This window comes from Rhodococcus sp. OAS809 (assembly GCF_040546695.1).
GTDB lineage: Bacteria > Actinomycetota > Actinomycetes > Mycobacteriales > Mycobacteriaceae > Rhodococcus_F > Rhodococcus_F qingshengii.
In genome coordinates this window covers 976,278-989,975 of record NZ_JBEPOI010000002.1, presented here as the reverse complement: position 1 = coordinate 989,975, position 13,698 = coordinate 976,278, and the positions used below count along the sequence as shown (strand labels likewise).

Below are 13,698 nucleotides of genomic sequence, written 5' to 3'. Positions count from 1 at the left end.
CCCAACGCTGCGCACCGGACCGAAACGGGGACCGCAGTGGATCTGCAATTGGACGGACGAACTGCCGTCGTTACCGGCGCGGGAAAAGGTATCGGACTGGCTGTCACGCGGGCGTTGGTGGCCGAGGGAGTCCACGTCGTCGCGGGCTCGCGGACGCTCTCGCCGGAACTCGAATCGCTGCAGTCCGGCGGCGCCGTCACCTTTGTCGGCGTCGACCTCGCGAGTGTCGAAGGATCAACCCGACTGCTCGAGGTTGCAGCAGCGAGGGGCGGCGTCGACATCCTGGTCAACAACGTCGGGGCCGTCACCCCGAGAACGAGCGGTTTCGCGGCCATCACAGACGAAGAGTGGGCGGCGTCGTTCAATCTGACGTTCTGGTCGGCTGTACGCACTGTTCGCGCTGCGCTGCCGGAGTTGATCCGCCGAGGTGGCGGGAGCATCGTGACGATCAGTTCGGTCAACGCATTCTTACCTGACCCCACGGTGATCGACTACAGCGCCGCCAAAGCGGCGTTGACCAACTTCTCGAAGTCGTTGTCGAAAGAACTGGGCGGGCAGGGGATCCGCGTCAATACCGTCAGCCCTGGCCCGGTGCAAACAGAGTTGTGGCTCGGCAAGCACGGAGTGGCCTCGACGCTGGCGAAGGCGAGTGGATCAGCCGCCGACAACATCGTCGAAAGCGCCGCGGCCGGAGCCGAGACTGGGCGGTTCACCTTCCCCGAAGAGGTTGCCGACCTGGTGTTGTTCCTCGCCAGCGATCGTGCGGGGAACGTGACAGGCGCGGATTTCGTGATCGACGGCGGTCTGATCAAGACCTTGTGATCATTGCTGCCTGAAACCTGATCATGTGCGCGACGGTCGACGACGTGATGCACAGGATCACTGCGGACGCGATGACCACCCACAGTCCCCACCCGATGGACGGTCCGGCAGTGTGCCCTGCGAACTCGGTACTACGTCGCACGATGGACGCGGCGTTTCCGACGGCAACGATCAATACCGCGATTCCGACCAAAGGGCCGGTGCAGTGATTCTTGATCTCGGGCGTGACGTCTCGAACCATGAGGGTGATCAGCGCGGTCACCGCGCAGAGAGCGAGGACGAGAGTGATCACTCCGCATTCGTCGATACCACTGTGGTCCAGCGCGGAGGATGACGTCCACGGGCCGAGGCTTCCGGCGACGATCCCGGCGCACGCCCAGAGCGATCCGATGAGGCTAGGTGCGAAACGGTCGGGCATGAGGGAGGGAATTGCGCGGGTCGACGGCGTCTGAAACCCGAAGGCGCGTTGGTGATCCGGCTGATTGGGTGTGAACGTCACGCGACGGACCACCTTTCCTCCGCGGCGTCGAGCCGCCCAATCCAATGCTTTTCCGGAGTCTAAGGGCCGCCCAGTTCACTTTTGCCGAATCGAGCGAAATTGATCGAACCGGCGCTAGGGCTCGAGCAACTCGGCGTGAGAATATTCGTTGCGGCCCGCACCGACGAGGCGCTTACTGATCAAACGGCGTCGTGAACGACACTGGTTTGCCGGCGGCGCGCGCGTACGCGATCTCTCGGCGCGTGGACTCACCGATGTATCCGCGAGGGTTGACGACCAGAACCCGATCGGCGAGGTCGATCTTGCGCAGATGGAGCGCGTCGAGCAGGATCTTCTGCTCGACAGAGACCGCCTCGTCTGCTTCAACCGGCGCGACGACGATCACGCCCGCGAACGTCAGGTCGCGGTTCGCCTCCCGCATCTCTTCAGCGAATCGCGCAGAGCCGCAGATACAGACAATCTCAGGTCGATCGGGCACGGTTCAGTCTCTCATCGACGCGAGAGCCCGCGGCCACACCAGTCTCGTCAGATATCTTCGGCAACGCACCCCAGCTGTCAGTGAACGAAGTCCAGAGCTTCCTTGATCCACGCGTTGAATTCGACGTTCGAACTCGTCCCGGTTCGGTCGACGACGATCCATCCCTTGCTCATCGGCTTACCCCGCATCTCGGGCCAGCTTGCACCCTTGTGCGTCAGAAGCTCGTCGACTCGATCGGGGTCACACCGAACCATGATGTTGCCGTGTGAGTTCGCACTGGCGGCCAGCTTCCCGTTCACCATGAAGCTCAGCCCACCGAACATCTTTACTTCCTCGACGTCGTCCTCGCCCGAGAGCGCATCGCGGATACGCTCAGCCAGCGCTTTGTCGTATGCCATGGCGGCCTCCTGGGGTGGAGTTCCAGGTTAGATCAGATGGCGCAGGTACGTGTGCGGGTCGTGAAGGAACCGCTGCCAGTTCGAGACCAGATCGAGGTCCTCCCAGCTCGAGGCTCGGATTCCCCATTCGCCGATCTCGAGCAGGTTGGCGTTCGGCAGCGCCGCGATGATCGGCGAGTGCGTCGCGATCACCGCCTGCGCGCCGGATTCCACCAGCTCGCCGAGCAGCGCGGCCAGTGTCAGGGTCCCCTGGAAGGAGAGTGCGGCATCGGGTTCGTCGATGAGATAGAAGCCGCCGTCGGAGGTCCTCGACGACAGGATCTCGAGCAGCGCCTCACCGTGGGAGAGGTGATGGTAAAGCGGTTCAGGTCGCTTGGGATTGGGGTTGTCCTCCAAGTACGTGTACAAACCGTGCAGGGTTTCGTCTCGGAGGTAGTACGCCCACTTCGATGCTCCGGGACTCCGTTCGAGCACAAGGTCGAGGCCGCCCGGTTCACTCGATCGAGTCTGATGCCGCGTATTGGTCGACCCGCCTTCGGCGTTGAGCCCGAGAACGGCGGCAATAATTTCGATGACGGTCGACTTTCCCGCTCCGTTTTCGCCGACCAGAATGGTGACACCCGGTGGAAGCTCGAGACCGTGCTGAACGATCTGCGCGACTGCAGGCACCGTCATCGGCCAGCTGCCTACGTCGGCGCCCGACGATGGCCCGGCCTTGATGCGGCGGATGGGTTGTCTCTGCACAGCCATACGTTCTCACAAGGCTCCGACGAGAACGGACGTTAGTGGCGCTGCGCGAGCAATTCGACGATCCGAGCCACGAGATCGAGAGGGATCGGTCTGTTCAGCGGGAACTTCACGGTTGATTTCGCAGCCCGGTAAGGGTCGACGGACTTCTCGAACTCGGCGTCACCCGCCGGGAGCGGGTACATCGAGATGTGGTTTTTCCAGCCTGCGAAGTGAATCAGGTTCTTTCCGTTCACCGTCATGGTCGGCATCTGATAGCTGATGGTCTCATCGAGGCCTGGAACCGTGTTGTGAATCGTCTCGCGGATACTCTCGAGGGCTGGTTGCACGTCGGTGGGAAACGAAGCGATGTATTCGTCGATCGTCACGAATTCGGCCATGCGCGGATCATAATCGCAGCCGGATTCATTTGGTCCGCCAGAAATCGGGGCGGCTGCCGTCCGCGTCGGTGAACCCGTATTCCGTTCCGAGTTCGCCTGAACTGACCGATCGCTGATTCCATCGCTGTCGATTCGGATCGGCAGCGATGGCCGCGATCGCACGTCCGATGAATCTTGGTGACTCGGAGCGTGCGAAATCCGCGGGCGCAGTCGGACCATCCCGCTCCGGCAACATAGCGTCACGCCAATTCGATTCGCCGACACCAAAATTGTCGAGCATCATCTCCGATCGCAGGAACCCGGGAGTGATGGCGACGGCAGTACATCCGAACGGGGCAAGTTCGTGGCCTTGCGAAAATGCGAGCCTGTTCACGGACACCTTGGCCAAGTCGTAGAACACCGAGATGCGATAGTTCGATGCGTTGTATTCGGTAGTGCCATCGGTTATTTCGGCGACCAGTCCGCCTGGCCGATCAGTCATGAGCGGCAGGAGGTGGTGCGACGTGGTGATGTGGGTGTCGATTGCCAGACGCAAGATGTGAAACCCCTTGTCCAGATCGTGTTCCCATACCGGCGTGTTCCACTCCGCCGGCCCACCCTTGAGTAATTCCGCGCCCCAGATGTCGTTGACCAAGATGTCGATATGGTGATAGTCGATTCGCAAGCGTTCGGCGAGATCAGCCACTTGTTTGCTCTTGAGATGATCGACGGCAATCGGCACGCCGACGCCGCCCAGCTCGGTGACCAGCTCTGCCGTCTCTTCGATGGTCTCTCCGCGCGGATAGTCCGACTGAAGAATTCCGGCAGATGTGCTCCGACCAGTGCAGATGACGGTTGCACCGGCCTCGCCCAAGGCCGCGGCGATTCCGCGTCCGGCGCCCCTCGTCGCCCCGGCAACTACAGCCACTCGCCCGCGAAGTGCGTCCGGATTCGGTGTCCACGACATTGTTCGATTGTTCTCGCCTGGATTGCTTCGTTCAAGAGTGAACGCGATCTGCGGAACCGAACCTTACTTCGCGGCGTCCAAGGTAGTAATCACTCGGATGAAGGAGGTAGGGGAGAGATGGATCGTTGTGTGGGGCGCAGTGCTGGTTGGAGAAACGGGATCTCGGGATTGAGTTCCGTTCCGTCAAAAGGAAATTCGCATCGGATCCGGACTCGGCGGGTAGTCGAAAGTCGCCACGGTGAGGAAGTCGTCGACGTACCACCAAGCCGGGAATCGCCCGAAGACGATTCCCGACCGGTGTGAAATCAGATCAGGGAAGCTGCGAGGCAGCGTCCGAATCGAGGAACCAACGTGTCGCAACCAAACCGGTGGCGCCGGCGGACGGCCAGTCGTCGGCCGAAGCACCTCCGACGGCTTTGGCAACGGCCTCGGCCTTTGCAGCACCCGAGACGAGCAGCCAGACCTCTTTGGCTCGCCGAACAGCAGGCAACGTGAGGGTGATCCGCACCGGTGGCGGCTTGGGGGAGTCCGTCACCGCGACTACGAAACGCGCTTCTTCGCGAACAGCCTCGGTATGCGGGAACAACGAGTTGACGTGTCCTTCGCCGCCCATACCGAGCAGGTGCACGTCGAACGTCGGAACCTGATTCCCGTGTGCCTGAGCGCCCAGCAGTTGTTCGTACGCCGTCGCCGCCCCGTGTGGATCACCGTCGTAGATACCGTCGGATGCGGCCATCGCATGTACCCTGTCGGGATCGACCGGCACATGATCGAGAAGCGCCTCACGTGCTTGCACTTCGTTCCGCTCGGGATCGCCGGACGGCAGGAACCGTTCGTCGCCCCAGTACAGATCGATCTGCGACCAGTCGATGTCGCCGGGAGCTTCACGCAACTTCTCGAGAAGTGCGATGCCGGTTCCACCGCCAGTCAGCACGATGGACGCAAACCCGCGAGCCTTCTGGGCATCGACGATGGTCGTGACCAGGCGTGCGGCGGCAGCGTCGACAAGTTGGCCGGCGTCGGAAAACTTCTCCACGACAACATCACTCATAGGTCACCTTCTCCAATCCGGCCAGAGCTTCTTCGTAGATCTCGTCCGGATCGAGCCGACGCAATTCCTCGGCGAGGCAATCGCGTGTCTCTCGACGACCCAGAGAAACCAGCGCGTCAGGCTGACCGGTGCGGATCAACGTAGCGGTCGTGCCCTCCTGCGGACGACTGATGGAGATACTGCGGGTCTCGAGCTTCAACTCGACCGTCAGCTCACCCGTACGTCGAATGACCGGACCGTCGATCTTGGCCGCCAACCAACCGGCGAGAATATCCAGTGCCGGTTCGGTTTTGAGACCGGAGACCACCGCTGAGGTGATCTTCTCGTGCGGCGGCTGATCGAGAGCCGACGCGAGGAGCGCGCGCCAGTAGGTGACGCGACTCCAGGCGAGATCGGTATCGCCGGCGGTGTACGACGCGAGTCGCCCCTTGATGGTGGCGGTCGGATCGGGGGCGCCGGTGGCATCGGTGATGCGCCGTATCGCGAGCTTCCCGACGGGATCCTTGGCCGGAATCTCGGGTGCCTCGAGGGGCCACCACGCGACTACCGGTGTATCGGGGAGCAGGAACGGGATGACGACGCTGCTCTCGTGATCCGCAAGCGGACCGTAGAGACGCAACACGACAACCTCCGAGGCGCCGGCGTCCCCGCCGACACGGATCTGAGCATCGAGCCTGGGCTCACTCTGCTCGTCGCCACGCAGAAGCACGATGACGCGGCATGGGTGCTCGCGGCTTGCTTCGTTGGCGGCCTCGATGGCTTCCTCGGCATTCCCGGTGTCCCTGGTGCAGACGACGAGCGTCAACACTCGTCCCAAGGTGACAGCGCCGCCGGTCTTACGTACCTCGACCAGTTTCTTGCTGACCTGGACCGTGGTGGTGGACGGCAAATCGAGAATCACTAGGGTCGCCTCCATTCGCGTCCGGTGCGTTGCATCATTTCGTCCGCAGACGGTGGTCCCCACGTTCCGGCCTCGTAGGGTTCCGGCTTACCGCCGGCAGCCCAGTGCTCGAGGACGGGATCGAGGATCTCCCAAGACAATTCGACTTCGGCATTCACCGGGAACAGAGACGGCTCGCCGAGCAACACGTCGAGAATGAGCCGCTCGTACGCCTCCGGAGACGACTCGGTGAAAGCCTGGCCGTACGAGAAGTCCATGTTGACGTCACGGACTTCCATGCTCGATCCGGGAACCTTCGAGCCGAACCGCATGGTGACGCCCTCGTCGGGCTGCACGCGGATGACCAGAGCGTTCTGGCCGAGGTCTTCGGTCATCGTCTTGTCGAACGGTAGGTGCGGTGCACGTTTGAACACCACCGCGATCTCGGTGACACGGCGTCCGAGTCGTTTGCCCGTGCGCAGGTAGAACGGCACACCCGCCCAGCGGCGGGTGTCGACCTCGAGGGTGATGGCGGCAAAGGTCTCCGTGATGGAGTCCGCTGCGAAGCCGTCTTCTTCGAGGAGCCCGACCACCGGCAGCCCACCCTGCCAGCCGCCCGCGTACTGGCCGCGGGCGGTGGTCTCGTCGAGGGGCTCGGCAAGGCGAGTAGCCGAGAGGACCTTGATCTTCTCCGCCTGCAGATTGAGCGGCTCGAAGCTGATGGGTTCTTCCATCGCCGTGAACGCGAGCAACTGCAGCAGGTGGTTCTGGATCACGTCACGGGCCGCGCCGATGCCGTCGTAGTACCCCGCGCGTCCACCGAGGCCGATGTCCTCGGCCATCGTGATCTGAACGTGGTCGACGTAGTGCGCGTTCCAGATCGGATCGAACAACTGGTTCGCGAAGCGCAGAGCCAGAATGTTCTGGACGGTTTCCTTACCGAGGTAGTGGTCGATACGGAAGACCGTGTCCTCGGGGAACACCTTGTTGACGACGGCGTTCAGTTCGCGAGCGCTCTCGAGGTCGTGGCCGAACGGCTTCTCGATGACGACTCGTCGCCACTGACCGTCCTCGGCCTGCGCGAGGCCCGACGCCGACAGTTGCTCGAGCACCTGAGGAAACGCGTTGGGCGGAATCGCAAGGTAGAAACCGTGATTGCCGCCGATACCACGTTCGTTGTCGAGCGTGGCCAACGTGTCGGACAGGTTCTGGAAGGCCTCGGCCTCGTCGAAACTGCCCTCCACGAACCGGATACCTTCGGCGAGCCTCTCCCAGACGTCCTGACGGAACTTGGTGCGAGCACCGTCCTTGACTGCTTCGAGGACGACGTTCGCGAAGTCCTCGTCCGTCCAGTCACGCCGGGCGAACCCGACCAGAGCGAATCCGGGCGGCAACAGTCCACGGTTGGCGAGGTCGTAGATGGCGGGCATGAGCTTGCGCCTGGCAAGGTCGCCGGTAACACCGAAAATCACCAGGGCGCAGGGCCCCGCAATGTGCGGAAGCCGTTTGTCGGTGCTGTCCCGAAGGGGATTCACCCAATCTGATGCCGCCGCGGAATCGCTCACAGGCTCAGCTCTTCTGGGTTGCTGCGCGGAGCTGCTCGGCGGTTGCGTCGAGCAACTCGTTCCAGGACACCTCGAACTTGTCGACGCCCTCTGTCTCGAGGACCTTGAACACGTCCGCAAGATCGATGCCGACTGCAGCGAGCTGATCGAAGACCGCCTGTGACTCCTGAGCGGTGCCCGAGATCGTGTCGCCGGTGATCTCGCCGTGGTCGGCGAGAGCGTCGAGCGTCTTCTCCGGCATGGTGTTGACCGTGTTCGGCGCAACCAACTCGGTGACGTAGAGCGTGTCGGGGTAATCCGGGTTCTTCACGCCGGTCGACGCCCACAGCGGACGCTGAGCCTTGGCGCCGTCGGCCAGAAGAGCCTGGAAGCGCGGCTGCACCTCGAAGATCTGCTGGTACGCGTTGTACGCCAGACGTGCGTTTGCGAGTGCAGCCTTGCCACGAAGCTCGAGGGCTTCCGGCGTGCCGATTGCCGTGAGGCGGTTGTCGATCTCGGAATCCACGCGGGAGACGAAGAACGAGGCGACCGACTCGATGGACGAGATGTCGCGGCCGGCAGCCTTGGCGGTGTCCAAACCTTCCAGGTATGCGCCCATGACTGCCGCGTAGCGCTCGACCGAGAAGATCAAGGTGACGTTGACGCTGATGCCCTCACCGATCACCTTGGCGATGGCGGGAATGCCTGCCAGCGTCGCGGGAATCTTGATCAGGACGTTCGGGCGATCGACGATCTTGTGCAGCTCGATCGCCTGCGCGACGGTGGCGTCGGTGTCGTGTGCCAGGCGAGGATCGACTTCGATGGACACGCGGCCGTCGACGCCGTTCGACGCCTCGAACTGCGGAGCCAGGATGTCGCACGCAGCACGCACGTCGTCGGTGGTCACCGCGGTGATGGTGGCGTCGACATCGGCGCCGCGCTGTGCGAGCTCACGGACCTGAGCGTCGTACGCCGATCCCTTGGACAGTGCCGCCTGGAAGATCGACGGGTTGGTCGTGACACCCACGATCGACTTCGTGTCGATGAGGTTCTGCAGGTTGCCGGACTGGATGCGATCCCGCGAGAGGTCGTCGAGCCAGATGGAAACGCCTGCAGCGGAGAGCTTTTCGGTATTCACGTTCTGTGTCATCGAGATCATCCCTTCACAGCTGCGAGGGAGCGCTGCGCGGCTTCGACAGTCGCGTCGGCAGTGATGCCGAACTCCCGGAACAAGGTCTTGTAATCGGCGGAAGCGCCGTAGTGCTCGAGCGAGACGGCCTGACCGGCGTCGCCGAGGATGCGCCACCACGGCATCGCGATGCCGGCTTCGACGGACACACGCGCGCGCACGGCGGGCGGAATGACCTCGTCGCGGTACGCCTGATCCTGCTCGAGGAACCAATCGAGGCACGGCACGGAAACGACGCGGGTTGCGACGCCCTGAGCTTCGAGGGTTTCGCGAGCCTCGGTGGCCAGATGCAGTTCGGAACCGGTCGCCAGCAAGATGACCTCGGGCGAACCGTTGGCTGCGTCGACGAGGACGTAAGCGCCGCGCTTGACACCCTCGGCAGCCTTCTCCTTGGTGCCTTCGAGAACCGGGATGTCCTGGCGAGTGAGTGCCAGAGCCGTCGGGCCCGTCTTGTTCTCGAGTGCTGCCTGCCATGCGAAAGAGGTCTCGTTGGCGTCACCCGGGCGGACGACGGCGAGGTTCGGGATCGCACGAAGAGCAGCGAGGTGCTCGACCGGCTGGTGGGTCGGGCCGTCTTCGCCGAGACCGATGGAGTCGTGGGTCCAGACGTAGGTGACGGCAGTCTTCATCAGTGCGGCCAGGCGAACCGCCGGACGCATGTAGTCGGAGAAGACCATGAAGGTTCCGCCGTACGGGCGGGTGGGTCCGTGAAGCGCGATGCCGTTGAGGATCGAGCCCATCGCGTGCTCGCGGATGCCGAAGTGGAGCGTGCGGCCGTAAGGCTGCGCATTCCAGTCGTTGGTGGAGATGGAGAACGGGCCGAACGAATCTGCGCCCTTGATGGTGGTGTTGTTGCTGCCGGCGAGGTCGGCGGAGCCGCCCCACAGCTCGGGCAGGATCGGTCCGAGCGCGTTGAGTGCCGAACCGGAGGCCTTGCGAGTCGCAACGCCCTTGGCGTCGGCCTCGTAGGTCGGGAGAGCGTCGGCCCAGCCGGCGGGGAACTCACCGGCGAACAGGCGGTCGAAGAGTTCCTTGCGCTCGGTCTCACGTGCAGCCCACGCGTCGAACTCGACCTGCCATGCCTTGCGTGCGTCGGCGCCGCGGGAGACGACCTCACGGGCGTGAGCCAGAGCGTCGGCGTCGACGTCGAAGGACTTGGCCGGATCGAAGCCGAGGGCTTCCTTGACCGCTGCAACTTCGTCGGCACCGAGAGCGGAGCCGTGGACGTCGCCGGTGTTCATCTTCTTCGGAGCCGGAAAACCGATGATGGTGCGGAGCAAGATTATGGACGGACGATCGACGACGGCCTTGGCCGCGGCAACCGCGTCGAGGATGCCGGAGACGTTCTCGCCACCTTCGACGTGCTGAACGTGCCAGCCGTACGCCTCGTATCGCTTTCCGACGTCTTCGCCGAGAGCGATGGTGGTGTCGTGCTCGATGGAGATCTTGTTGTCGTCGTAGAAGACGATGAGGTTGCCCAGTTCCTGGACACCGGCGAGAGACGAGGCCTCGGACGTAACGCCTTCTTCGATGTCACCGTCGGACGCGATCACGTAGATGTGATGGTCGAAGGGGGAGGAGCCGACCGGGGTCTCCGGATCGAACAGCCCACGCTCACGACGCGCAGCCATCGCCATACCGACTGCGGACGCAAGGCCCTGGCCCAGCGGACCGGTGGTCATCTCGACGCCGACGGTGTGGCCGACCTCGGGGTGGCCGGGGGTCAGTGCGCCCCACGTGCGGAGAGCTTCGAGGTCAGCGAGCTCGAGACCGTAGCCCGACAGGTAGAGCTGGGTGTACAGCGTCAAGGATGAATGGCCACAGGAGAGAACGAAGCGGTCACGGCCGACCCATTCTGCATCCGAAGGATCGTGGCGCATGACGCGCTGGAAGAGGGTGTATGCCAACGGCGCCAAGCTCATTGCAGTTCCGGGATGGCCGTTGCCGACCTTCTGAACCGCGTCGGCGGCGAGCACGCGGGCGGTATCGACAGCCTTGGTGTCCAGGTCGGTCCAGTCCGAGGGGTGGACGGGTTGCGTGAGGACGTGGATCTCGTCTGTGATCGACACTGGCAGATGTCTCCTGACATGGTGTACGTGGATTGCGAGGGTGGGGTGTCCCTCCACTGCGTAACCCAGCCTAATGGTCCTGGCTGTCCGGGTCGATTCGGTTCCTCAATGGCTGCGGTCTACCATCGTTCGTAGTAGAGAACAGTGTCAGCAGTGTGTCGTGAAGAGTTAGTGCGGTAACGCGTGGTGCAAGGAGAGAACGTGCGGACAGGGCAACAGCCGAGCGGACATGGCTTCGGCAGCCCAGGTGCCGCCCCGCGGGCGACCAATACCGATACGGTGTGGGGTCGCGCAACGGGCAAGGTTCTGGCTTATATCGCGCTCACGAAGCCGCGAGTGATCGAATTGCTGTTGGTGGCAACCATTCCGGCAATGCTGCTGGCCGATCGCGGAACGGTCGACATCGTTCTGATCCTCAGCACCCTCTTCGGTGGCTGGATGGGCGCGGCGAGTGCGAACTCGCTCAACTGCGTTGTCGACGCCGACATCGACAAGGTCATGAAGCGCACGGCGAAGCGTCCGCTGGCCCGCGAGGCGGTGCCGACGCGCAACGCGCTCGTCTTCGGGCTCCTTCTCGGACTCGCGTCGTTCCTGTGGCTGTGGTGGCGAGCCAACCTCCTAGCCGGCATCCTCGTCGTGATCACGATCGCGTTCTACGTCCTCATCTACACGATGGTTCTCAAGCGTCGTACCTGGCAGAACGTCATCTGGGGTGGCGCAGCCGGATGTATGCCCGTCCTCGTGGGCTGGGCCGCTGTCACCGGGTCGCTGAGCTGGCAGCCCGTCGTGCTGTTCCTGATCATCTTCTTCTGGACGCCGCCGCACACCTGGGCGCTGGCGATGCGATACAAAGAGGACTACAAAGCTGCCGGTGTTCCCATGCTTCCGGTGATCGCCACCGAAGAGCACGTCACCAAGCAGATTCTGTTCTACAGCTGGGCAATGGTCGTCACGACGCTTGTCCTCGTGCCCGCATCGGGAGTCATCTACGCCGCCATCACCATCGTTGCCGGTGCGTGGTTCCTGCTCATGGCACATCAGCTGTACCGCAGCGTTCGCGGTGGTGCTCAGGTCAAGCCGCTGCGCCTGTTCCTGCAGTCCAACAACTATCTTGCGATCGTGTTCGTCGGCCTCGCTGTCGACTCGGTTCTCGGACTGCAGACGATCAGCGACATGCTGAGCTGATTCTGCTGTGCGCCTTTATTAACCGCGGGCGGTTAATAAAGGCGCACAGCACTTCGCTAGGGAATCAGAACGATCGACCCGGTCGTTGCTCGACCTTCCAGATCCCGATGCGCTGTTGCCGCATCGGCGAGGGGATACTCGGCGCCGACGCGAATTTCGAGTTTCCCGGCCGCAATGGCGTCGAAGACATCGCCGGCACGCCAGGTCAGTTCCTCTCGAGTGCGAATGTGATGCGCGAGCGTCGGACGCGTCAGGAACAGCGAACCCGACGAATTGAGCCGCTGCGGGTCGACAGGCGGAACCGGTCCACTGGCCGCACCGAACAAAGCGACCGTGCCGCGGATGCGCACGGAAGCCAAGCTCGAATCAAAAGTTGTCGCACCGACGCCGTCGTATGCCGCCGCTACTCCTTCGCCGCCGGTCAACTCCCGGACTCGCGCTGCGATGTCCTCGTCGTACCGCAGAACCTCCGAGGCACCCGCGCCGCGCGAGAGTTCTTCCTTTGCATCCGATGACACAGTCGTGATGACCTTCGCCCCGAGGCTGACGGCCATCTGCGTCAGGATCAACCCGACGCCGCCCGCGCCTGCGTGCACGAGCACGGTGTCGCCGCTCTGGATCGGATACGTCGACTTCGCGAGGTAGTGCGCCGTCATCCCCTGCAGGAGCGCCGACGCTGCGGCCGATGCCGGGACACCGTCAGGCACTTTCACGGCGACTGCGGCGGGAACAGCCACCTTCTCGGCATAGCTGCCAGTGGCAGCGGCCCACGCGACCCGGTCGCCCACGGAGAATTCGTTGACGTCGGAGCCGACAGCTTCGACAACACCGCTGCCCTCGTCGCCGGGAATGTAGGGGAGCGGACGCTTGTACTGGCCCATTCGGAAGTACGTGTCGATGAAATTGATGCCGATCGCTTCGGTCTTGACGAGTAGATCGCCTGGGCCGGGTGTCGGTTCGGGTTGTTCGGTCAGAGTCAGAACCTCTGGTCCGCCGGTCTCGGTCACGTAGATGGCTCGCATGGTTTCTGTTCTACACCCGAGGCGGCCGACGCTCAGTCCATGCCTGGTGTCGCTTCCGGGCTACCGACCAGTATTGTCGAGTCATGAGCACCGATACCGAGAAGTCGGACGCCACCCCGTCCGCGCCGGAACTGCCGAAGTCCACGGTGAACGCCATCACCAAGTTCGTCGCCGAGCACGGCGGCTCCGCCAGCGCCGTCATCCAGCCGGTCGGCCTGGCCGGCGTTCGCATCACCCTCGTAGGTGCCGACGGCATCCTCGGTGATCAGGTCGTCGAGGACCTCGCCACGGCGAACGCGGTCGTCGCGTCCTTCGACAACGTCACCGTCGCCGAGTGGGAGCGCGAACTGACGAGCATCGTCACCCCGCAGGAAGGCCATTTCAAGAAGATGGCCGGTTGGGTCGCCAACCAGACTCGGTTCCCGAAAGCTCGCAACGAATCCTGAAATGACGTGTGGGGCGTAGGAACACCTTTTGGTGTTCCTACG

The 13,698-nt window shown here is 63.3% G+C and carries 15 protein-coding genes; 3 read left to right on the top strand and 12 right to left on the bottom strand.

Going from position 1 to position 13,698, the window contains the following annotated elements; translation table 11 throughout:
• Nucleotides 1–36 precede the first annotated feature (36 nt).
• Nucleotides 37–822 carry an oxidoreductase gene (locus tag ABIE52_RS07455; RefSeq protein WP_192712436.1) on the top strand — a complete coding sequence of 262 codons (786 nt, stop codon included), beginning with the start codon at nucleotides 37–39 and terminating at the stop codon, nucleotides 820–822.
• Here ABIE52_RS07455 and ABIE52_RS07450 read toward each other — a convergent pair.
• The 11 genes from ABIE52_RS07450 to tkt all read right to left on the bottom strand — a co-directional run bounded on the left by ABIE52_RS07450 (nucleotide 809) and on the right by tkt (nucleotide 11,003).
• A complete protein-coding gene (locus tag ABIE52_RS07450; RefSeq protein WP_100084698.1) occupies nucleotides 809–1,321 on the bottom strand; it encodes a hypothetical protein in 513 nt (170 codons plus the stop codon). The genes ABIE52_RS07455 and ABIE52_RS07450 overlap by 14 nt on opposite strands.
• A 172-nt stretch (nucleotides 1,322–1,493) precedes the next feature.
• Nucleotides 1,494–1,742, bottom strand: coding sequence for a hypothetical protein (locus tag ABIE52_RS07445; protein ID WP_225320374.1), 249 nt, complete (start codon nucleotides 1,740–1,742; stop codon nucleotides 1,494–1,496).
• A gap of 134 nt (nucleotides 1,743–1,876) precedes the next feature.
• The gene (locus ABIE52_RS07440; RefSeq protein WP_003944891.1) at nucleotides 1,877–2,197 is read right to left on the bottom strand and encodes a TfoX/Sxy family protein; all 321 of its coding nucleotides are present in this window, start codon (nucleotides 2,195–2,197) and stop codon (nucleotides 1,877–1,879) included.
• Between the two features lie 27 nt (nucleotides 2,198–2,224).
• Nucleotides 2,225–2,947 (bottom strand): AAA family ATPase, encoded by a 723-nt coding sequence (locus ABIE52_RS07435; RefSeq protein ID WP_003944997.1) that lies wholly within the window; start codon nucleotides 2,945–2,947, stop codon nucleotides 2,225–2,227.
• 32 nt (nucleotides 2,948–2,979) lie between these two features.
• On the bottom strand, nucleotides 2,980–3,324 hold the full coding sequence (locus tag ABIE52_RS07430) for an iron chaperone (RefSeq protein ID WP_054801926.1): 345 nt from the start codon (nucleotides 3,322–3,324) through the stop codon (nucleotides 2,980–2,982).
• Nucleotides 3,325–3,349: 25 nt separating this feature from the next.
• Nucleotides 3,350–4,270 (bottom strand): SDR family oxidoreductase, encoded by a 921-nt coding sequence (locus ABIE52_RS07425; protein WP_192712435.1) that lies wholly within the window; start codon nucleotides 4,268–4,270, stop codon nucleotides 3,350–3,352.
• A gap of 310 nt (nucleotides 4,271–4,580) precedes the next feature.
• Nucleotides 4,581–5,321, bottom strand: a complete 741-nt coding sequence (pgl, locus tag ABIE52_RS07420) for a 6-phosphogluconolactonase (protein WP_192712434.1) — start codon at nucleotides 5,319–5,321, stop codon at nucleotides 4,581–4,583.
• The gene (gene opcA, locus ABIE52_RS07415; protein ID WP_003944921.1) at nucleotides 5,314–6,222 is read right to left on the bottom strand and encodes a glucose-6-phosphate dehydrogenase assembly protein OpcA; all 909 of its coding nucleotides are present in this window, start codon (nucleotides 6,220–6,222) and stop codon (nucleotides 5,314–5,316) included. The genes pgl and opcA overlap by 8 nt, the downstream gene beginning before the upstream one ends.
• Nucleotides 6,222–7,766 (bottom strand): glucose-6-phosphate dehydrogenase, encoded by a 1,545-nt coding sequence (gene zwf, locus ABIE52_RS07410; protein WP_003944956.1) that lies wholly within the window; start codon nucleotides 7,764–7,766, stop codon nucleotides 6,222–6,224. The genes opcA and zwf overlap by 1 nt, the downstream gene beginning before the upstream one ends.
• A 4-nt stretch (nucleotides 7,767–7,770) precedes the next feature.
• Nucleotides 7,771–8,895 carry a transaldolase gene (gene tal, locus ABIE52_RS07405; RefSeq protein ID WP_192712433.1) on the bottom strand — a complete coding sequence of 375 codons (1,125 nt, stop codon included), beginning with the start codon at nucleotides 8,893–8,895 and terminating at the stop codon, nucleotides 7,771–7,773.
• A 5-nt stretch (nucleotides 8,896–8,900) separates the two neighbouring features.
• Complete coding sequence (gene tkt, locus ABIE52_RS07400; RefSeq protein WP_003944976.1) at nucleotides 8,901–11,003, bottom strand: transketolase; 2,103 nt, start codon at nucleotides 11,001–11,003, stop codon at nucleotides 8,901–8,903.
• Between the two features lie 201 nt (nucleotides 11,004–11,204).
• Here tkt and ABIE52_RS07395 point away from each other — a divergent pair, with 201 nt between their 5' ends.
• Nucleotides 11,205–12,188: a heme o synthase gene (locus tag ABIE52_RS07395; RefSeq protein WP_003944994.1), complete on the top strand. Its 984-nt coding sequence runs from the start codon at nucleotides 11,205–11,207 to the stop codon at nucleotides 12,186–12,188.
• A gap of 56 nt (nucleotides 12,189–12,244) precedes the next feature.
• On the opposite strand, the gene ABIE52_RS07390 is transcribed toward ABIE52_RS07395, so the two are convergent.
• Entirely contained in the window at nucleotides 12,245–13,210 is a 966-nt protein-coding gene (locus tag ABIE52_RS07390; protein WP_192712432.1) for a quinone oxidoreductase family protein, read from the bottom strand.
• Nucleotides 13,211–13,293: 83 nt separating this feature from the next.
• On the opposite strand from ABIE52_RS07390, the gene ABIE52_RS07385 reads away from it, so the two are divergent.
• The gene (locus tag ABIE52_RS07385; RefSeq protein WP_003945032.1) at nucleotides 13,294–13,656 is read left to right on the top strand and encodes a hypothetical protein; all 363 of its coding nucleotides are present in this window, start codon (nucleotides 13,294–13,296) and stop codon (nucleotides 13,654–13,656) included.
• The last annotated feature ends 42 nt before the right edge of the window (nucleotides 13,657–13,698 follow it).

What these genes read in the sequence shown, in the direction of transcription:
- ABIE52_RS07445 (WP_225320374.1), bottom strand. Translation starts at nt 1,742, where the DNA reads ATGCGGGAGGCGAACCGCGACCTGACGTTCGCGGGCGTGATCGTCGTC.
- ABIE52_RS07440 (WP_003944891.1), bottom strand. Translation starts at nt 2,197, where the DNA reads ATGGCATACGACAAAGCGCTGGCTGAGCGTATCCGCGATGCGCTCTCG.
- ABIE52_RS07435 (WP_003944997.1), bottom strand. Translation starts at nt 2,947, where the DNA reads ATGGCTGTGCAGAGACAACCCATCCGCCGCATCAAGGCCGGGCCATCG.
- ABIE52_RS07430 (WP_054801926.1), bottom strand. Translation starts at nt 3,324, where the DNA reads ATGGCCGAATTCGTGACGATCGACGAATACATCGCTTCGTTTCCCACC.
- ABIE52_RS07425 (WP_192712435.1), bottom strand. Translation starts at nt 4,270, where the DNA reads ATGTCGTGGACACCGAATCCGGACGCACTTCGCGGGCGAGTGGCTGTA.
- pgl (WP_192712434.1), bottom strand. Translation starts at nt 5,321, where the DNA reads ATGAGTGATGTTGTCGTGGAGAAGTTTTCCGACGCCGGCCAACTTGTC.
- tal (WP_192712433.1), bottom strand. Translation starts at nt 8,895, where the DNA reads ATGACACAGAACGTGAATACCGAAAAGCTCTCCGCTGCAGGCGTTTCC.
- ABIE52_RS07390 (WP_192712432.1), bottom strand. Translation starts at nt 13,210, where the DNA reads ATGCGAGCCATCTACGTGACCGAGACCGGCGGACCAGAGGTTCTGACT.
- ABIE52_RS07385 (WP_003945032.1), top strand. Translation starts at nt 13,294, where the DNA reads ATGAGCACCGATACCGAGAAGTCGGACGCCACCCCGTCCGCGCCGGAA.